This is a genomic window from Streptomyces coeruleorubidus, from assembly GCF_008705135.1.
Taxonomy (GTDB): Bacteria; Actinomycetota; Actinomycetes; order Streptomycetales; family Streptomycetaceae; genus Streptomyces; species Streptomyces coeruleofuscus.
This window is the reverse complement of sequence record NZ_CP023694.1, coordinates 2128309-2147897: the sequence shown is the minus strand read 5'-3', so window position 1 is coordinate 2147897 and position 19589 is coordinate 2128309. Positions and strand designations below refer to the sequence as shown.

At 71.9% G+C, this 19589-nt stretch carries 16 protein-coding genes; 13 read left to right on the top strand and 3 right to left on the bottom strand.

From position 1 onward, the window contains the following. Positions 1 to 108: 108 nt before the first annotated feature. Entirely contained in the window at positions 109 to 1065 is a 957-nt protein-coding gene (locus tag CP976_RS10040; protein WP_150480029.1) for an LLM class F420-dependent oxidoreductase, read from the top strand. Here CP976_RS10040 and CP976_RS10035 read toward each other — a convergent pair. Together CP976_RS10035 and CP976_RS10030 are read right to left on the bottom strand one after the other, a co-directional pair. Beyond that, positions 1052 to 2371: an FAD-binding oxidoreductase gene (locus CP976_RS10035; protein WP_229876122.1), complete on the bottom strand. Its 1320-nt coding sequence runs from the start codon at positions 2369 to 2371 to the stop codon at positions 1052 to 1054. The two genes, CP976_RS10040 and CP976_RS10035, sit on opposite strands and share 14 nt — an antisense overlap. A gap of 133 nt (positions 2372 to 2504) precedes the next feature. Further along, positions 2505 to 4307: a glycoside hydrolase family 15 protein gene (locus CP976_RS10030; protein ID WP_150480027.1), complete on the bottom strand. Its 1803-nt coding sequence runs from the start codon at positions 4305 to 4307 to the stop codon at positions 2505 to 2507. A gap of 519 nt (positions 4308 to 4826) precedes the next feature. Here CP976_RS10030 and CP976_RS10025 point away from each other — a divergent pair. From CP976_RS10025 to CP976_RS09980, 10 genes are all read left to right on the top strand, one after another. Beyond that, positions 4827 to 6485, top strand: coding sequence for a CTP synthase (locus tag CP976_RS10025; protein ID WP_150480026.1), 1659 nt, complete (start codon positions 4827 to 4829; stop codon positions 6483 to 6485). A 115-nt stretch (positions 6486 to 6600) separates the two neighbouring features. Continuing rightward, entirely contained in the window at positions 6601 to 7227 is a 627-nt protein-coding gene (locus CP976_RS10020; RefSeq protein ID WP_150480025.1) for an NUDIX domain-containing protein, read from the top strand. A 300-nt stretch (positions 7228 to 7527) separates the two neighbouring features. After that, positions 7528 to 9612, top strand: a complete 2085-nt coding sequence (locus CP976_RS10015; RefSeq protein WP_150480024.1) for a tetratricopeptide repeat protein — start codon at positions 7528 to 7530, stop codon at positions 9610 to 9612. A 136-nt stretch (positions 9613 to 9748) separates the two neighbouring features. Continuing rightward, complete coding sequence (gene ald / locus CP976_RS10010; RefSeq protein WP_150480023.1) at positions 9749 to 10873, top strand: alanine dehydrogenase; 1125 nt, start codon at positions 9749 to 9751, stop codon at positions 10871 to 10873. A gap of 412 nt (positions 10874 to 11285) precedes the next feature. Beyond that, positions 11286 to 12413: a ParA family protein gene (locus CP976_RS10005; RefSeq protein WP_086559363.1), complete on the top strand. Its 1128-nt coding sequence runs from the start codon at positions 11286 to 11288 to the stop codon at positions 12411 to 12413. Continuing rightward, positions 12398 to 12976 (top strand): hypothetical protein, encoded by a 579-nt coding sequence (locus CP976_RS10000; protein ID WP_150480022.1) that lies wholly within the window; start codon positions 12398 to 12400, stop codon positions 12974 to 12976. Before CP976_RS10005 ends, CP976_RS10000 begins: the two co-directional genes overlap by 16 nt. Positions 12977 to 13477: 501 nt before the next feature. Further along, entirely contained in the window at positions 13478 to 14533 is a 1056-nt protein-coding gene (locus tag CP976_RS43625; RefSeq protein WP_373304903.1) for a segregation and condensation protein A, read from the top strand. Next, entirely contained in the window at positions 14530 to 15216 is a 687-nt protein-coding gene (scpB, locus tag CP976_RS09990) for an SMC-Scp complex subunit ScpB (RefSeq protein ID WP_150480020.1), read from the top strand. Before CP976_RS43625 ends, scpB begins: the two co-directional genes overlap by 4 nt. Next, the gene (locus CP976_RS09985) at positions 15216 to 16277 is read left to right on the top strand and encodes a pseudouridine synthase (protein ID WP_150480019.1); all 1062 of its coding nucleotides are present in this window, start codon (positions 15216 to 15218) and stop codon (positions 16275 to 16277) included. Before scpB ends, CP976_RS09985 begins: the two co-directional genes overlap by 1 nt. Positions 16278 to 16348: 71 nt before the next feature. Continuing rightward, the gene (locus CP976_RS09980; RefSeq protein WP_150480018.1) at positions 16349 to 17368 is read left to right on the top strand and encodes an ADP-ribosylglycohydrolase family protein; all 1020 of its coding nucleotides are present in this window, start codon (positions 16349 to 16351) and stop codon (positions 17366 to 17368) included. 67 nt (positions 17369 to 17435) lie between these two features. On the opposite strand, the gene CP976_RS09975 is transcribed toward CP976_RS09980, so the two are convergent. Then, entirely contained in the window at positions 17436 to 17876 is a 441-nt protein-coding gene (locus CP976_RS09975; RefSeq protein ID WP_150480017.1) for a Rieske (2Fe-2S) protein, read from the bottom strand. Between the two features lie 214 nt (positions 17877 to 18090). On the opposite strand from CP976_RS09975, the gene aroH reads away from it, so the two are divergent. Further along, a complete protein-coding gene (gene aroH / locus CP976_RS09970) occupies positions 18091 to 18453 on the top strand; it encodes a chorismate mutase (RefSeq protein WP_150480016.1) in 363 nt (120 codons plus the stop codon). Then, a complete protein-coding gene (locus tag CP976_RS09965) occupies positions 18450 to 19535 on the top strand; it encodes a prephenate dehydrogenase (RefSeq protein WP_150480015.1) in 1086 nt (361 codons plus the stop codon). The genes aroH and CP976_RS09965 overlap by 4 nt, the downstream gene beginning before the upstream one ends. The last annotated feature ends 54 nt before the right edge of the window (positions 19536 to 19589 follow it).

The window sequence follows — 19589 nt, the reverse complement described above, 5'->3', positions numbered from 1 at the left end:
GCGGGTGCCTCCGGGACATCTCCGGCGGGGCACCGGGACGATCAACTCCGGGAGTCCGCAGCGGATCTCTCCGGATTACGGCGTGATCGACCGGGTACGGGCGCGGTCATGGACATCAGCGTGGTCGCCGTAGGGCGGGAGGACGACAGTCCGGTCGAGGAGCCGCTGCGGGTGGCGGTGCTCGCCGACCGGCTCGGTTACCGGGAGGTGTGGGCGGGCGAGGGGCCGACGTGGGACTCGTTCGTCCTGGCGACGGCGATCGGCGCGGCCACCGGGCAGGCGACGCTGACGGCCGGGCCCGTGCCGGTGTCGGTGCGCGACCCGCTCACCATCGTCCGGGGCGCCGCGTCCACCGCGGCCGTCACCGGCCGGCCGGTCGGCGTGGCCCTGGGCACGTCCAGCAAGCGGGTCGTCGAGGGCGTGCACGGCCGGCCGCGGACCCGGCCCGCCGCCGCCCTCGCGGAGTCGGCGGCGGCCGTGCGCGCGCTGATGCACGGCGCGCCGGGCGAGCCGATCGTTCCCGGGAGCGGCTTCCCGCGCCGGCTGCCGCCGCCCGGAGGCGAGGTCACCGTCGCAGCGTTCGGCGAGCGCGCGATCGCCGCCGCGGTGGAGCACGCCGACCGGATGCTGCTCGACCTCGTCTCCCCCGAGCAGGTCCGCGTGCTGCGGACCCGGATGCTCGCCGCCGCCGAGCGGGCCGGGCGTACGCCGCCGCGGCTGGCCGCCTGGCTGCCCGCCGCCGTGGACCCGGAACCGGAGACGCTCACGCAGGTCCTGCGCAGCGTCGTCGGCTATCTCGCCGTGCCGGGCTACAGCGACATGTTCGTCGAGGCGGGGCTCGCCGCGGTCGTCGAACTGGCCGCCAAGGGAGCCGACCCGGAGACCCTGCTGCGGGCCCTGCCGCCCGAGGCCGCGAACACGGTCGCCCTCGTCGGCGATGCCGGCACCGTCCGCGCCCGCATGGACGCCTACGCCGAGGCCGGCCTCGACGAGATCGCCCTGGTCCCGGCCACGGCGGGTGACCCGGCGGGGGAGCGGACGCTCACGGCCCTCAGGCCGGCGTGATGTTGTGGTTGAAGCGGAACACATTGTCCGGGTCGTGACGCCGCTTCAGCTCCGCAAGCCGGCGGGTGTTCTCGACGCCCAGACCGGCGACCACCCGCTCGGTGCCCTCGTCGCCGATGAAGTTCAGGTAGACCGCGCCGGTGCTCCACGGCCGTACGTCGGCGCGCACGTCCCGCACCCACCGCACGCACCGTTCGTCGTCCGCGGGGTCCGCCCAGATGCCGAAGGGATGCACCGCCCAGGGCGCGTCCCGGTAGGGCACCGGATACTCGCCCGGGCCGCCGGCGATCGCCCCGCCCTGAGGGAACAGCACGTGCTGGGTGCCGGTCGGCACCGGCATGGGCCCGGCCCGGGCGCAGAAGACGTCCACGAAGTCGTCGGGCGCGCCCGTCAGGTACTCCGCCGACCAGTAGTTCCGCATCCCCGGCGGGTCGTCGATCATGCACTGGACGTCGGCGTACGGCATCGCGCCGACGATCTCGGCCTCGTGCGGCAGCGCCAGCAGGGGCTGGGCGACCTTGCGCATGTCGTCCTCGCCGCCGGCGTACGTCAGCAGCAGGCCGCACACGAGCCTGCCCACGAGGTGCTCGGGGACGAACTCCTCCGGCTGACCGGTGAAGTAGAGGACGCCGCCGCCCGCCTCGTCGGGCCCGTTCGTGATCAGCTCGCGGTACGTGCGGACCACCTCGGGGCCGTGTTCCGGCAGGTACAGCACCATCGCGATGGAGAACTCGGGCAGTTCGTGCAGCCGCAGCGTCATCGCCGTGGCGATGCCGAAGTTCCCGCCGCCGCCGTGCAGGGCCCAGAACAGGTCCGGATTCTCGTCGGCACTGGCGTGGACACGGGAGCCGTCGGCGGTGACGAGTTCGACACCGAGCAGGTTGTCGACGGCGAGCCCGCAGCAGCGGTCGAGCCAGCCGGTGCCGCCGCCCAGCACGAAGCCGCCGACGCCGGTGGTCGAGGCACGGCCGCCGGTCGTCGCCAGTCCGTACGGCTCGGTGGCCCGGTCCAGATGGCTCATCGTGGCCCCGCCGGCGACCCGGACGGCCTGGGCCGCCGGATCCACGGTCACCTCGTGCATCCGGCGCAGATCGACCACCACGCCGCCGTCGCACAGGGCCATGCCCGCCACGCTGTGGCCGCCGCCACGAACGGCGACGGGCAGATCCAGCTCCCTGGCGAACCGCACGGCCCGCACGACGTCGTCCTCGTCGGCGCACTGTGCGAGCACGGCGGGCCGCCGGTCGATCATGGCGTTGAAGACGGCCCGGGCGTCGTCGTAGCCCGGGTCGCCCGGAGCGAACACGTCGCCGGTCAGATCCTCGCGCAGCGCGGAGAGGGCCGCGCCCGCCTTCGAGAGGGGAAGCCATGGCCGCCCCCTTCCGAAAGGGGGAAAACGTCCGGTTCCAGCCTAGGTGGCCGGGCCCGGTCGGGCCCGTTCAGCCCCCGTAGGCCCCGGAAGCCGTCAGACGCAGCGCCGTGTCGATGAGCGGCACGTGGCTGAACGCCTGCGGGAAGTTGCCCACCTGGCGCTGGAGGTGCGGGTCCCACTCCTCCGCCAGCAGGCCGAGGTCGTTGCGCAGCGACAGCAGCTTCTCGAACAGCTTGCGGGCCTCGTCCACGCGGCCGATCATCGCCAGGTCGTCGGCCATCCAGAACGAGCAGGCGAGGAACGCGCCCTCGTCGCCCGGCAGGCCGTCGACGCCCTCGTTGTCGCCCTGCGTCGGGTAGCGCAGGATGAAGCCGTCCGGCGTGGACAGCTCCCGCTGGATCGCCTCGATGGTGCCGATGACGCGCTTGTCGTCCGGCGGCAGGAAGCCCATCTGCGGGATCAGCAGCAGCGACGCGTCCAGCTCCTTCGAGCCGTACGACTGCGTGAAGGTGTTGCGTTCCTTGTCGTAGCCCTTCTCGCACACGTCACGGTGGATGTCGTCGCGCAGTTCCTTCCACCGCTCCAGCGGGCCGTCGGCGTCGCCGGACTCGATCAGCTTGATCGTGCGGTCGACGGCGACCCAGGCCATCACCTTGGAGTGCACGAAGTGGCGGCGCGGGCCGCGCACCTCCCAGATGCCCTCGTCCGGGTCCTGCCAGTGGTCCTCCAGGTAGCGGATCAGCTTGAGCTGGAGCAGCGAGGCGTAGTCGTTGCGCGCCAGACCCGTCATGTGGGCCAGGTGCAGGGCCTCGGTGACCTCGCCGTAGACGTCCAGCTGGAGCTGGTGCGCGGCGCCGTTGCCGACCCGGACCGGGGTGGAGTTCTCGTAGCCCGGCAGCCAGTCCAGCTCCGCCTCGCCGAGCTCGCGCTCGCCGGCGATGCCGTACATGATCTGGAGGTTCTCCGGGTCGCCGGCCACGGCCCGCAGCAGCCACTCGCGCCAGGCGCGGGCCTCCTCGCGGTAGCCCGTGCGCAGCAGCGAGGACAGGGTGATCGCCGCGTCCCGGAGCCACGTGTAGCGGTAGTCCCAGTTGCGGACGCCGCCGATGTCCTCCGGCAGGGAGGTGGTCGGCGCGGCGACGATGCCGCCGGTCGGGGCGTACGTCAGGGCCTTCAGCGTGATCAGCGAGCGGACGACGGCCTCCCGGTAGGGGCCGTGGTACGTGCAGTGGTCGACCCATTCGCGCCAGAAGTCCTCCGTCGCCTCCAGCGACTGCTCCGGCTCGGGCAGCGGCGGCGGCTCCTTGTGCGAGGGCTGCCAGGAGATCGTGAACGCGATCCGGTCACCCGGGGCGACCGTGAAATCCGCGTAGGTCGTCAGCGACTTGCCGTACGTCTCGGCGGATGTGTCGAACCACACGGAGTCGGGGCCCGCCACGGCCACCGTGCGCCCCTCGTGCTTGTGCACCCACGGCACCACCCGCCCGTAGGAGAACCGCATCCGCAGCGCCGAGCGCATCGGCACACGGCCCGAGACGCCCTCCACGATCCGGATCAGCTGCGGGGCGCCGTCACGTGGCGGCATGAAATCGGTCACCCGGACCGTGCCCCGCTGGGTGTCCCACTCGGATTCCAGGATCAGCGAGTCACCGCGGTAGCTGCGCCGGGCCGCGGTGGGCGGCTGCTGGTCGGAGGCGTACGCGGGCCCGAGCCGCCAGAAGCCGTGCTCCTCGTTGCCCAGCAGGCCGGCGAAGATGGCGTGCGAGTCGAAGCGGGGCAGGCACAGCCAGTCCACCGTGCCGTCCCGGCAGACCAGGGCAGCGGTCTGCATGTCTCCGATGAGTGCGTAGTCTTCGATGCGCCCGGCCACGTGCAACTCCAGTCGAACGGCCACGTCACCCCGCAAGGGGGCTGTCGCTAGTGCGGTCAAGGGGGATTTTCAGCAAGTCTTGCAATGCGTCGTTGAGCGATGAAGCAAAACAGGTCACTCAGCCGTGATGCAAAGCGCCAATTGTTCCTCAACGAACTGACGAGCTCACGTTGTTCCGGTACTTACGGGCGGGGGGTGGTGCCGTTGGGCCGGCGGGCTCGGCAGCGAGTGTCCGAGCAGGATACGACGCACGCCGATGTTCCGGGTGCCCGTCCTGGCAAGGCGAGTACGCCGAAGGAGTGAGCAACGGGTGAGAGACCGGTGAGGGCGACCATTTCCGTGTCGGCGCGTGCGCGGAGCGTGGCCGGAAGCCATCGCCCCGCGGCGCTGATACGCTGGTAGCCCGTGGACCGGTGGGCAGCAAACCCCCGAACCGCAGCGACGGCGACCCCCCGGAAACCTCCGGCAGGCAGCCGTACCGCACCCCCAGACCGCGACCACGGGAGCCCCGTCTTGGCCATGCCGCCCTCCGCTTTTCGTAATTCGACGACCAAGCACATCTTCGTCACCGGGGGTGTCGCCTCCTCGCTCGGCAAGGGCCTGACGGCCTCCAGCCTCGGCATGCTGCTCAAGGCCCGGGGCCTGCGCGTCGTGATGCAGAAGCTCGACCCGTACCTGAACGTCGACCCCGGCACGATGAACCCCTTCCAGCACGGTGAGGTGTTCGTCACCAACGACGGCGCCGAGACCGACCTGGACATCGGCCACTACGAGCGCTTCCTCGACCGCGACCTGGACGGTTCGGCGAACGTCACCACCGGCCAGGTGTACTCCACCGTGATCGCCAAGGAGCGGCGCGGCGAGTACCTGGGTGACACCGTGCAGGTCATCCCGCACATCACGAACGAGATCAAGCACCGCATCCGCCGCATGGCGACGGACGAGGTCGACGTCGTGATCACGGAGGTCGGCGGCACGGTCGGCGACATCGAGTCGCTGCCGTTCCTGGAGACCGTCCGCCAGGTCCGTCACGAGGTCGGCCGTGACAACGTCTTCGTCGTCCATATCTCGCTCCTGCCGTACATCGGCCCCTCGGGTGAGCTGAAGACGAAGCCCACCCAGCACTCGGTTGCGGCTCTGCGCAACATCGGTATCCAGCCGGACGCGATCGTGCTGCGCTGCGACCGCGAGGTCCCGACCGCGATCAAGCGGAAGATCTCGCTGATGTGCGACGTCGACGAGGCCGCCGTCGTCGCCTGTCCCGACGCCCGCTCGATCTACGACATCCCGAAGACCGTGCACGGCGAGGGCCTGGACGCCTACGTCGTCCGCAAGCTCGACCTGCCGTTCCGCGACGTCGACTGGACGACCTGGGACGACCTGCTCGACCGCGTCCACAACCCCGACCACGAGATCACCCTCGCCCTGGTCGGCAAGTACATCGACCTGCCCGACGCCTACCTGTCGGTCACCGAGGCGCTGCGCGCCGGCGGCTTCGCCAACCGCGCCCGCGTCAAGATCAAGTGGGTCACCTCCGACGACTGCAAGACCCCGGCGGGCGCCGCGGCGCAGCTCGGCGACGTCGACGGCATCTGCATCCCCGGTGGCTTCGGCGACCGCGGTGTGCTCGGCAAGGTCGGCGCGATCAAGTACGCCCGCGAGAACAAGATCCCGCTGCTCGGCCTCTGCCTCGGCCTGCAGTGCATCGTGATCGAGGCCGCGCGGAGCCTGGCCGACATCGGCGACGCCAACTCCACCGAGTTCGACCCGGCCACCGCCCACCCGGTCATCTCCACGATGGCCGAGCAGCTCGACATCGTCGCAGGTGAGGGTGACATGGGCGGCACCATGCGGCTCGGCATGTACCCGGCGAAGCTGGCCGAGGGCTCGATCGTGCGCGAGGTGTACGACGGCAAGGAGTACGTCGAGGAGCGCCACCGGCACCGCTACGAGGTGAACAACGCCTACCGCGCCGAGCTGGAGAAGCGGGCGGGCATCCTGTTCTCCGGCACGTCGCCGGACGGCAAGCTCGTCGAGTACGTCGAGTACCCGCGCGAGGTCCACCCGTACCTGGTCGCCACCCAGGCACACCCGGAGCTGCGCTCGCGCCCGACGCGCCCGCATCCGCTGTTCGCCGGGCTCGTCAAGGCCGCGGTCGAGCGGAAGACTTCGAAGTAACACACCAGTTGTACGGTGGCCGGGGTGCATCCCTTCAAAGGGTGTGCACCCCGGTTTCTTTTCGGCACGTCGGGCCCGGCACGCGGAGTCGCGCCGGGCACGTGGGAGGACAGGCATGACGATCAAGGACACCCCGGAGGAATGGGAGATCCGGGCGACGGACACCCCCTTCGTGGGGAACAAGACCTCCGTCCGCACCGACGACGTGGTCATGCCCGACGGCACCGTGGTCGGCCGCGACTACCAGGTCCACCCCGGTTCCGTGGCCGTCCTCGCCCTCGACGAGGCCGACCGCGTGCTGGTCCTGCGCCAGTACCGCCACCCCGTGCGCCACAAGCTGTGGGAGATCCCGGCCGGTCTGCTCGACGTCCCCGGCGAGAACCCGCTGCACGCCGCGCAGCGCGAGCTGTACGAGGAGGCGCACGTCAAGGCCGAGGACTGGCGGGTGCTGACCGACGTCTACACGACCCCCGGCGGCTGCGACGAGGCCGTCCGGATCTTCCTCGCCCGCGGTCTGTCCGAGGCCGAGGGCGAGCGTTTCGCCGTCGAGGAGGAAGAGGCCGACATGGAGCTCGACCGGGTGCCGGTCGAGCACCTCGTCCGGGGCGTGCTGGCCGGGGAACTGCACAACAACTGCCTCGTCGTGGGCGTCCTCTCCCTGGTCGCCGCGCGCGCCGGCGACGGCCTGGACACACTGCGCCCGGCCCAGGCGCCGTGGCCGGCGCGTCCGTTCGAGGCGTGAACCCTCCGGGGGCGGAGCCGGATCAGGGTAGTGGTTGCGGCGTCCCGTCGCACCGGGCGACGCGACACCTCCGCCCTCCCGTCGCAGGGGGCGGTCTTCCCAGCGGCAAGAAGGCCCGCTGGTGGTTGCCTGTGAGCAGCTCCGGCAGTGGTGTGAAGATCGGCTGATCCGATCGGGGGACCTGCCCGCCGTGCCCGTCGTGCTTCGGCCGGGGCGTTGCAGAGCGTGAACTAGGCTCTGTTCACGCCCGGACCGGAGTCCCGGCGGGCTTGTGCGTGTGGTGGGACGGGAGTGTGGCCCGTGACGGATCAGGTCGTGGAGACAGGCGACGTGCGGCTGACCGGACACGCTTCCGGGGAGAGCCGATTCCTGGGCCGCACACGCGAGTTGAAGGAACTGCGCGCCGACATCGAGCGCGCCGGGCTCGACACCCTCGCCGGCCGCAAGCCGCCCCACGCGCGCGTGCTGCTCATCGCCGGCCGGCCCGGCTCGGGGCGCACCGCACTCGCCGAGGAACTTGCACGGCAGGTCGCGGACCGTTACCCGGACGGGGTGCTGCGCGCCCGCCTGAGCGACCCCGACGGCACTCCCGTACCGGTCGAGCGCACCGCCCGGGACCTGCTCGCCGCCCTGGGCCAGGAGGCCCCGGCCGGCGCCTGTGAAGACGACCTCACCGACGCCCTGCGCACCGCCCTGGCCGACCGCAGGGCGCTGCTCCTGCTGGACGACGCGGCCGATGCCGAGCAGGTCGACGCCCTGCTGCCCGGCACCCCGGACTGCCTGGTCGTCGCGGTCTCCGGGGGGCCGCTGACCGGCATCTCGGACGTCCGCCCGTGCACCCTGGGCGGCCTGGACGCCAAGTCCGGGGTGGACCTGCTGTCCCGGCACACCGGCTCGGTCCGCATCACCGTCGACCCCCGGGCCGCGGAAGGCCTCGCCGAGGAGTGCCAGGGGCAGCCGGCCGCGCTGATGCTGGCGGGTGGCTGGCTCGCCGCCCGCCCCCAGGCGGCCGTCTCCGACCTCGCCAAGCAACTGCGCGCCGAAGACGCCGAGGGGAACGCGCTGAACCGGGTCTTCCGGCTCGCCTACGCCGCCCTGCCCGCCACCGCCGCCCGGGTGCTGCGCCTGCTCGCCCTCGCCCCGTCCGGACTCGTCGATCCGCAGACCGCCTCCGCCCTCGCCGGCTGCTCGGTCGCCGGCGCCCGCACCACCCTGGACGACTTCGTCGCCCTGGGCTTCCTGCACGCGGTGGACTCGCCGCTTCCGCAGTACGAGGTGCCGGGCTGTCTGCACGCGGAGCTCCGCGTCCTCGCCGAGCGCCACGAGCGCCCGGCCGAGCTCCAGCTGGCCCGCGCCCGCATGCTGGAGCGGACCGTACGACTGCTCCAGGCCTGCCGGGCGATCACCGAGACCGACAGCCCCCAGGCACGCCAGAAGCTCCTCGACCTGCCGCGAGCCCTGCGCTTCTCCACGCCCCGGGCGGCCGCCGAGTGGCTGCGCGTGACCCGGCCCGCCCTGCTGGCCTCGGCCCGGCTCGCGGTCGCCGACGGGCAGCTGGACACCCTGGCCCGGCGGCTGATGTCCCAGCTGGTGCGGGCCATGGTGGCGCATGTCGGCACCCAGGCGGCGGCGCCCGACCTCTACGACATCCACAGCCTGGTCCTCGACGTGGCCGAGCGCCGGAACCTCCACCGTGAGCGGGCCGCCGCCCTGCTCAACCTCGGCGACCTCGACGCCCGGACCGGCCGCACGGCCGACGCGCTGGCCCGCTACCGGGCCGCGCTGGACGCCGGACGCGAGGTGAACGATCCATACGCGACCGGCCGCGCGATGGAATCCGTAGGCGGTGCGCATCTGGAGCTCGGCGACTTCGACCGGGCCGCCGACTGGTTCGGCCGGGCCCTGGTCGAGCGGCTCGCCCGGGACGAGCGCGCCGACGCCGCCCGGCTGTACGGGCGGATCGCCGCCGCCCACACCTACGCGGGCCGCTACGGCGAGGCCGTGCGGAACTGGCGCGCGGCGATCGCCGGGCACCGCAAGAGCGGCGACGTGGCCGCCCAGGCGCGGGCGCTGAGCGAGCTGGCGCGGGTCCAGGAGTACGCGGGCCGGCCCGAGGAGTCGCTGCGCACCTGCCGGGAGGCCGTGGAGTGGGCACGGCGGGCCGAGGACACGCGTTTGCAGGCCGCGCTGCACCTGCGGGTCGCCGACACCCTCGAGCACCTCGGCGACCCCGCGTCGGCCCGGCTGCACCGGGGCGCCGCAGAGCGGATTCTCGGCGAGCACCAGGAGGACGAGGAAGAGCCCGTAGCGGCCTCGAACGGCGACTCACACCGGAAACCGGAACCTGACGCCTGCGAAATCCGTAGCGCATCCGCTGAAGATTGATGCAATGAAAGGCTAGACACCGGGAACACCTTCATTAGACTGGCTCTGCCGCACGTTCTCCTGCGGTCTCTCCCGGTGTGCCCGTGCGCGCCCGGGTATGTCTAGTAATGCACCCATACCCTATGAGCCAAGGACCGTGATCGACGTGAAGGTCGGCATCCCCCGCGAGGTCAAGAACAACGAGTTCCGGGTGGCCATCACCCCCGCCGGCGTGCACGAGCTGGTGCGTCATGGCCACCAGGTCGTCATCGAGCGCGGCGCCGGCGTCGGCTCCTCGATCCTGGACGAGGAGTACGTGGCCGCCGGTGCGCGGATCCTGGACACCGCCGACGAGGTCTGGGCCGCCGCCGACCTGCTGCTGAAGGTCAAGGAGCCCATCGCCGAGGAGTACCACCGCCTCCGCAAGGACCAGACGCTCTTCACCTACCTGCACCTGGCCGCCTCCAAGGAGTGCACGGACGCCCTGCTGGAGTCCGGCACCACGGCGATCGCCTACGAGACGGTCGAGCTGCCCAGCCGCGCGCTCCCGCTGCTCGCCCCGATGTCCGAGGTCGCGGGCCGGCTGGCCCCGCAGGTCGGCGCCTACCACCTGATGCGCGCCAACGGCGGCCGCGGCGTGCTGCCCGGCGGCGTCCCCGGCGTCCTGGCCGGCCGGGCCGTCGTCATCGGCGGCGGTGTCTCCGGCTGGCAGGCGGCGCAGATCGCCATCGGCCTGGGCTTCCACGTGACCCTGCTCGACAAGGACGTCAACAAGCTCCGCGAAGCGGACAAGATCTTCGGCACGAAGATCCAGACCGTCGTCTCCAACGCCCTGGAGCTGGAGAAGGCCTGCCTGGAGGCCGACCTCGTCATCGGTGCCGTCCTGGTCCCCGGCGCCAAGGCCCCCAAGCTGGTCACCAACGAGCTCGTCTCGCGGATGAAGCCCGGAAGTGTCCTTGTCGACATCGCGATCGACCAGGGCGGCTGCTTCGAGGACTCCCGTCCGACCACCCACGCCGAGCCGACCTTCCAGGTCCACAACTCGGTCTTCTACTGCGTCGCCAACATGCCCGGCGCGGTGCCGAACACCTCCACCTACGCGCTGACCAACGCCACGCTGCCCTACATCGTGGAGCTCGCCGACCACGGCTGGGCGGACGCGCTGCGCCGCGACCCGGCACTGGCGAAGGGTCTCAACACCCATGACGGCAAGGTCGTTTACAAGGAGGTCGCCGAGGCGCACGACGTGGAGCACGTCGAGCTGTCCTCGCTGCTCGGCTGAGCCCGCCGGCCGGTAAGTCGGCTAAGTCACCAACAAGCAAAGGCGATACGTCAACACAGATCGTCAACGCCGCGCACCCGGCCGGACCTTGCCCGACAAGGTCCGGCCGGATGTGTGTATGGTCACTTCGCGATTCTCGGGTAACTCGCCTCGAACGTAACCCTTCAACCGATTCGCACACCGGTGAAACCTGCCGTGCGACGGCCGTACGCCCTTGACAGCGGGATGTTTCATTGCCGACACATCGGGCCGGGTCCGGCGGATTGTGTTGCTGCGGACGCCCGACACGCCATAGAGTCGCCAACCGTCGGCATGGTGCCACGCTGACCTGTCTAGAAGTTTCCTGGTCACCAAGGAGGTAAGACGACTTGTGAATGAGTCGACATTTACTCCCGGGGGTGGTCAACCAGGAATGCCTGCACGGGACCAGGGTCCCGCGGGGTTCGCTGCTGTCGGCTCCGTCGCTGTGCGCACCTTCGCAGCCCACCAGAGTCAGCAGGCGACTCACACAGCACACCAGAAGATGGATGGCCATCACGTGAACGCCATGGCCGGCGACGGAAGTGGCGCGCCCCACAACCACTTCGCCGACTACGACGAACTGCCCGAGGGGCACTTCTACGACCCCGACGCGGAGTACGAGCCCGATCCCGAGTACGCGGCCACTCTCGCGCCCGACGCGGCCAGACAGCGCCGGGAGCGCATCGGCCCGACCGGACGCCCGCTGCCGTACTTCCCGATCCCGGGCCCGCTGACCGACCACGGACCCGCGAAGATCATCGCGATGTGCAACCAGAAGGGCGGCGTCGGCAAGACCACGTCGACCATCAACCTGGGTGCCGCGCTCGCGGAGTACGGACGCCGTGTCCTGCTCGTGGACTTCGACCCGCAGGGCGCGCTGTCGGTCGGACTCGGCGTCAACCCCATGGAACTCGACCTCACCGTCTACAACCTGCTCATGGAGCGGGGGATGGCGGCCGACGAGGTGCTGCTGAAGACGGCGGTCCCCAACATGGACCTGCTGCCCAGCAACATCGACCTGTCGGCGGCCGAGGTCCAGCTCGTCTCCGAGGTCGCCCGCGAGTCGACCCTGCAACGCGCCCTGAAGCCGCTGCTGGACGACTACGACTTCATCGTCATCGACTGCCAGCCCTCGCTCGGCCTGCTCACGGTGAACGCCCTGACGGCCGCGCACAAGGTGATCGTGCCGCTGGAGTGCGAGTTCTTCGCACTGCGCGGTGTGGCCCTGCTGACCGAGACCATCGAGAAGGTCCAGGAGCGGCTCAACCCCGACCTGGAGCTCGACGGGATCCTCGCCACGATGTACGACTCGCGCACGGTGCACAGCCGTGAGGTGCTCGCGCGTGTCGTCGAGGCGTTCGACGACCACGTCTACCACACGGTCATCGGGCGCACGGTCCGGTTCCCGGAGACCACGGTCGCCGGTGAGCCGATCACCACGTACGCCTCCAACTCCGTCGGCGCCGCCGCCTACCGCCAGCTCGCCAGGGAGGTGCTCGCCCGGTGTCACGCCGAGTGAGTCTGCCGGGGGCCGACGAACTCTTCCGTACGACAGGGGGGATGGGGCTTCAGTCGTCCACGCCCAGGCGTCAGGCCAACGGCGACGCCCGGGTGCCCGCTCCGGCGGGGGAGGGCGACGCGGCGGCGGCCGGCGCGGAGGACGTGCCGCAGTCGGTGCCCGCGCAGGGCGGTGACGGCGAGGGCGCGGAGCATGTCGCGGCGGACTCGGAGTCGGCCGAGGCCGGGGAGTCCCGCAGCCGCTCCGGCTCCGCCCGGCGGCAGGCGGCGCAGGAAGGTTCTGCCGCGGGTGCGGCCGGTGCCGCCGCGGCGGCACCCCGCAAGCGCGGGCGGGCCGCCGCGCGCCGTCCCAGCGGCCGTGAGCGGCACGACGAGAAGATCACGGTGTACGTGTCGGCCGAGGAGCTCATGGACCTGGAGCACGCCCGCCTCGTGCTCCGCGGCGAGCACGGCCTGGCCGTCGACCGCGGCCGTATCGTCCGTGAGGCGGTCGCCGTGGTCCTCGCCGACCTGGAGACCCGCGGGGACGCCAGCATCCTCGTACGACGGCTGCGCGGGCGGTAGCGGTAGCCTGCGGGGGCCATGACCTCGAACGCTTCCCCACCGCCCGTCGGCGGCCCGTCCGGCCGCCGGCGCGCGTTGGGGCGTGGGCCAGGGGCTCCGCCGGTTGAGCCGACGGATGTGGCCGAGCCCGGTGAGCCGCCCGAGGACACCGCCGAGTCGGGCCTGACGCCCGAGGAGACGGAGGCTACCGAGTCTGGCGCGACCCCCGAGGTGACCGAGGCTGCCGCGTCGGGCGTCCGGTTCGAGGAGGAAGCGGCCGGCGCGCTGGCGTTGGTTGCCGAGGAGCCGCCCGGCGGTGTGGAGCGGCAGGTCCCTGTCGATGCGGAGGCCGGCAGGCCCCGTCCGGAGCGTGCGACCGGGCCTGCCCGGGCGGAGTCCGAGGCTGTCGCTGCTTCCGTGGTGGGCCGTGAGGGCGTTTCCCCGGAGGGAGACGAGGCGTCCGGGCCCGGGCCCGAGGCAGGTCGCCCGGCGGCGGGGCGTCAGCGTCCCGCCCTCGGGCCGGTGGCTGCGGCCGAGACCGCCGCGCCGGCCGCCGAGTCCGTCGCGACCGGGTCCCGGCGCGAGGGGTTCGCTTCCGCCCCCGGGGCCGATACCGACGCCGAGGTCGCCGTTGCGGAGTCGGGAGCCGGGGCTGTTCCTGCGCAGGCCCTGGTCGAAGCCGGGGCGGCCCCCGGAGCGCAGGCACCGCAGGACCGCGGCGAGTCGGGGGAGACCGCCCAGCCCTCGGCCGGAGGTGCCGGTGGCGACGACGGGGTCTTCAAGGTCCGGCTCGCCAACTTCGAGGGGCCCTTCGACCTGCTGCTTCAGCTGATCTCCCGGCACAAGCTGGACGTCACGGAGGTCGCGCTGTCGAAGGTGACCGACGAGTTCATGGCGTACATCCGGGCGATGGGGCCGGACTGGGACCTGGACGAGACGACCGAGTTCCTCGTCGTCGCGGCCACGCTGCTCGATCTGAAGGCGGCACGGCTGCTGCCCGCCGCCGAGGTGGAGGACGAGGCCGACCTCGCGCTGCTCGAAGCCCGGGACCTGCTGTTCGCCCGGCTGCTCCAGTACCGCGCGTACAAGCAGATCGCCGACATCTTCAGCGGGCGGCTCGACGACGAGGCCCGGCGCTATCCGCGTACCGTCGGGCTGGAGCCCCACCATGCCGAGCTGCTGCCCGAAGTGGTCATCAGCATCGGCGCGGAAGGGTTCGCCAGGCTCGCCGTGAAGGCGATGCAGCCCAAGCCCAAGCCGCAGGTGTACGTCGACCACATCCACGCCCCGCTGGTCAGCGTGCAGGAGCAGGCCGCGATCGTCGTCGCGCGGCTCCGGGAGCTCGGCGAGGCCGGTTTCCGGGAGCTCGTGGCGGACACCGACGACACCTTGACCGTCGTGGCCCGGTTCCTGGCGCTGCTGGAGCTGTACCGCGAGAAGGCCGTCGAGCTGGAGCAGGAGACCGCGCTCGGCGAGTTGCTCGTGCGGTGGACCGGCGGGGACGGGGACGAGACACCGGCTGTCACCGACGAGTTCGACCGGCCGCCCGAGCCGCCGAAGGAGGAGAAGAAGGCATGAGCCAGGAAACCACCGAGGTCCCGGCCGGGCTGGGTGCCGTCGCCGGCCTCGATCTCAAGCCCGCTCTGGAGGCCGTCCTCATGGTCGTGGACGAGCCCGCGACCGAGGAGCACCTCGCGAAGATACTGGAGCGGCCGAAGCGCCAGATCGCGGACGCGCTGCGCGAGCTGGCCGACGAGTACACCGTCCAGGGACGCGGCTTCGAGCTGAGGTTCGTGGCGCACGGCTGGCGGTTCTACACCCGCGCCGAGTACGCGCCCGCCGTCGAGCGTTTCGTGCTGGACGGCCAGCAGGCCCGCCTCACCCAGGCCGCCCTGGAGACCCTGGCCGTCGTCGCCTACCGGCAGCCGGTCAGCCGCAGCCGGGTCTCCGCCGTACGCGGAGTCAACTGCGACGGCGTCATGCGCACCCTCCTCCAGCGCGGTCTGATCGAGGAGGCGGGCACGGAACCCGAAACAGGTGCGATCCTGTACACGACGACGAACTACTTTCTGGAGCGGATGGGCCTGCGCGGTCTGGACGAGCTCCCGGAACTCGCGCCCTTCCTCCCGGAGGCGGAGGCGATCGAGGCCGAGACCCAGGAAGGCGTACCGTCGTTCGACCCGGACGCGCCTGATGACGACGTGCCGGGCCGCCCGGTCACCCCGGGTACCGACGACGAAGACGACCAGACGGACATTTGATGCGAAGCAGCGGCAGCGGCAAGAGCGGCGGGCGCGGTAACCACCGCGGCGCCGGCAACGACAGGGACCAGAAGCAGGGGCAGGGCCGCCCCCGCAAGCCCCGCCCGGAGGAGCGCCGCTACGACGTGGGCCCCGGAGCGACCAAGGACGGCCCCAAGGCCGGACGTGGCGGCGCCGCGCGCGGCGGAGCCAAGGGCGGGCCCAAGCAGCCCCAGAAGGGCGGTCGTACGGCCCCGGCGCGCCCCCGCGAGTACGAGGCGAAGATCGAGGAGCGCAACCGCGACCGGTACGCCGAGAAGAAGGACGTCAAGCTCCCGAAGACCTTCCCGGGCGCCGAGCAGGAGGGCGAGCGCATCCAGAAGGTGCTCGCCCGCGCGGGCTTCGGCTCCCGGCGCGCCTGCGAGGAGCTGATCGACGAGGCCCGCGTCGAGGTCAACGGCGAGATCGTGCTGGAGCAGGGGCGGCGGGTCGACCCGGAGAAGGACGAGATCAAGGTCGACGGCCTGACCGTCGCCACGCAGAGCTACCAGTTCTTCGCGCTGAACAAGCCCGCCGGGGTCGTCTCCACCATGGAGGACCCGGAGGGGCGGCAGTGCCTCGGTGACTACGTCACCAACCGCGAGACCCGGCTCTTCCACGTCGGCCGGCTCGACACCGAGACCGAGGGTGTCATCCTGCTCACCAACCACGGCGAGCTGGCCCACCGGCTGACCCACCCCAGGTACGGCGTGAAGAAGACCTACCTCGCGCACATCGTCGGCCCGATCCCGCGCGACCTGGGCAAGCAGCTCAAGGACGGCATCCAGCTCGAGGACGGCTACGCGCGCGCGGACCACTTCCGGGTCGTCCAGCAGACCGGCAAGAACTACCTCGTCGAGGTCACTCTCCACGAGGGCCGCAAGCACATCGTGCGCCGGATGCTCGCGGAGGCCGGTTACCCGGTCGACAAGCTGGTCCGCACCGCCTTCGGCCCGATCACCCTCGGCGACCAGAAGTCCGGCTGGCTGCGGCGGTTGTCCAACACGGAGGTCGGCATGCTGATGCAGGAAGTCGATCTCTAGGCTTACGCGCACAGCCCGGGTGCCGCGAGCTCCCCGTGCCTTCCGGGCGCGGGGACGGAAGGACTTCTGACATGGCCACGCTCGTCTACAAGCAAGCCGCCACCGGAGCGCTGACGGGCCTCGCACTGGGGGACGCGCTGGGGTATCCGACCGAGTTCAGCGACGTGCCGACGATCGTCGCCAAGCACGGACCGTGGCGCGAGCTGGCGCTGCCGAAGAAGGCTTATGTCTCCGACGACACCCAGATGACGCTGGCACTCGGACGGGCGGTGCGCACGGCGATGGACCGGGGGCTGCTCACGCCGTTGCGACTGGTCCGTCCCCTGCGTGAGGAGTTCGTGGACTGGTACCAGTCTCCGGAGAACAACCGGGCTCCGGGGCGCACCTGCCTGAAGGCCTGCTCGCTGCTGAAGGACGAATCCCGCCCCTGGCAGGACGCCAGCCAGATCCACTCCAAGGGCTGTGGCGCCAACATGCGTGTCGCGCCCCTGGGGCTGGTCCCCGGCTTGAGCGATGAACAGCGCGCGGGCGCCGCCCAGTTGCAGTCCGCCCTCACCCACGGGCACCCGACGGCGCTGGCGGCCTCCGACCTGACCGCGCACGCCGTACGGCTGCTCGCGCAGGGAGCCGAGCCGGCCGGGCTGATCGGCGTGCTCCGCTCGTACGCCCTGGAGAACCGCAGCCACTACCACGAGCGCTGGCTCGGCGACCTGTGGCGCCGGGCCCAGGACCCGAGCCCCGAGCAGTTCATCGCGCGCGGCTGGGACGAGTGCCTGGCGATCCTCGACCGGCTGGAGCACGCCGTGCGCACCGTCTCGCCGGAGACCGACCCCTGCCTGGCCACCGGCGAGGGCTGGATCGCCGAAGAGGCCCTGGCGACCGGCCTGCTGTGCTTCCTGCTCTTCGCCGACGAGCCGCTCACGGCCCTGCGCCGCGCCGCCTGCACCGCGGGCGACTCGGACTCCATCGCCTGCCTGGCCGGCGCCTTCGCCGGCGCGTACCTGGGTGCGGAGGCGTGGCCGGACGAGTGGGCCGACCGCGTCGAGTACCGGAGCGACCTGCTGACCCTCGGCGCGCTCTGGGACGCGTGACGGCTGACCGACGTTCCGGACATGGGCCTGGCGCCCGTGGTGGCCGTGTGGGGCGTACCCGGAACCCTCACGCCAGCCGGACCGAGTCTCCCTCCACCGTGATCTGCTCGGCCGGCAGCGGTCGCGTCGCCGGGCCGTGGGCCACCGAGCCGTCGGCGATGCGGAACTTGCTGCCGTGGCAGACGCAGTTGATGGTGCCGTCGGAGACGGACGCCACCGTGCAGCGCTGGTGCGTGCAGATCGCCGAGAACGCCTTGAACCGGCCCTGCTCGGGCTGGGTGACCACGACCTCCTCGTCCTTGAAGATCTTGCCGCCGCCGACCGGGATCTCGTCGGTGGAGCCCAGCTCCTGACCGGCGGGGGCGCTCGTCCCCGTTCCCTGGTCGGTGGTGGCCGTCGGGGCGGAGCCGTTGTCGTCGCCGCCTCCGCCGCAGGCGGCGACGAGCGCCGCCGCGCCTGTCGCGCCCGTCGCGAGGAGGACCGTGCGGCGTGTGGTGCTGGTGGTCATGTCGTCACTCCGTGGATGGCGAGGGGATGCGGTGGATACCGAGACCCCGAATAGGGATAAATCGGAAATAGTTGCATCCTGGCACTCGACGTGCCCGAGGAGAAGCAGCCCGGGCGTCTCACCGGGCGGGCGCCGCGCACCCCGCCCTCGCGGGCTGACTAGGCTTGACACACAGCGACACGCAGTCACACGCACGTCAGCAAGGAGCATCGCCGTGGCGGTACGAGCGGTCCGGGGCGCCGTCCAACTCGAACGGGACGAGGCCGGGCACATGGACGAGCAGGTGGGGGCCCTGCTCTCGGCCATCCTGGAGCGCAACGACCTCACCGCCGAGGACCTGATCAGCATCTGGTTCACGGCCACGCCCGACCTGCACAGCGACTTCCCGGCGGCCGCCGCCCGCAAGCTCGGCATCGTCGACGTCCCGCTGATCTGCGCGCAGGAACTGGACGTCGAGGGCGCCATGCCGCGCGTCGTCCGCGTCCTGGCCCACATCGAGTCCGACAAGCCCCGTGCCGGCATCGCGCACGTCTACCTCGGCGCCGCGGGCGCCCTGCGCAAGGACATCGCCCAGTGAGGACCGCACTCGTCATCGGAACCGGGCTGATCGGCACGTCCGCCGCCCTGGCCCTGTCCCAGCGGGGCGTCACCGTGCACCTCGCCGACCACGACGCGGAGCAGGCCCGTACGGCGGCCGCGCTCGGCGCCGGCACGGACGAGGCGCCGGACGGGCCCGTCGACCTCGCGATCGTCGCCGCCCCGCCCGCGCACGTGGCCGACGTACTCGCCGACGCCATGCGCCGCGGTGTGGCGCGCGGCTACCTCGACGTGGCCAGCGTCAAGGGCGGGCCGCGCCGGGAGCTGGAGGCACGCGGGCTCGACCTGACGGCGTACCTCGGCACGCACCCCATGTCCGGCCGGGAGAAGTCCGGCCCGCTCGCCGCCACCGGCGACCTCTTCGAGGGCCGCCCCTGGGTGCTGACCCCGACCCGGGACACCGACACCGAGGTGCTGAACCTCGCCCTGGAGCTGGTCTCGCACTGCCGTGCCGTGCCGGTCGTCATGGACGCCGACGCCCACGACCGTGCCGTCGCCCTCGTCTCCCACATGCCCCACCTGGTCTCCAGCCTGGTCGCCGCGCGCCTGGAGCACGCCGAGGAGGCCGCCGTACGGCTGTGCGGGCAGGGCATCCGGGACGTGACCCGGATCGCCGCCTCCGATCCCGGCATGTGGATCGACATCCTCTCCGCGAACCCCGGGCCGGTCGCCGACCTGCTCACGGACGTCGCCGCCGACCTGGAGGAGACCGTGCGGGCCCTGCGCGCCCTCCAGTCGTCCGACGACGACAAGCGCCGTGACGGCACCACCGGCATCGAGGACGTCCTGCGGCGCGGCAACGCCGGGCAGGTCCGCGTCCCCGGCAAGCACGGATCCGCCCCGCGGGCCTACGAGGTCGTGGCCGTGCTCATCGACGACCAGCCGGGACAGCTCGCCCGGATCTTCGCGGACGCGGGCAGGGCCGGCGTCAACATCGAGGACGTGCGCATCGAGCACGCGACCGGACAGCAGGCCGGTCTGGTGCAGCTGATGGTGGAGCCGAAGGCGGCACCCGTGCTGAGTGCCGCGCTGCGGGACCGTGGCTGGGCGATCCGGCAGTAGGGCATGCTGGAGGTGGCTGACCGACGCGCGGCCGGACGAGTGACCCGCACCCAG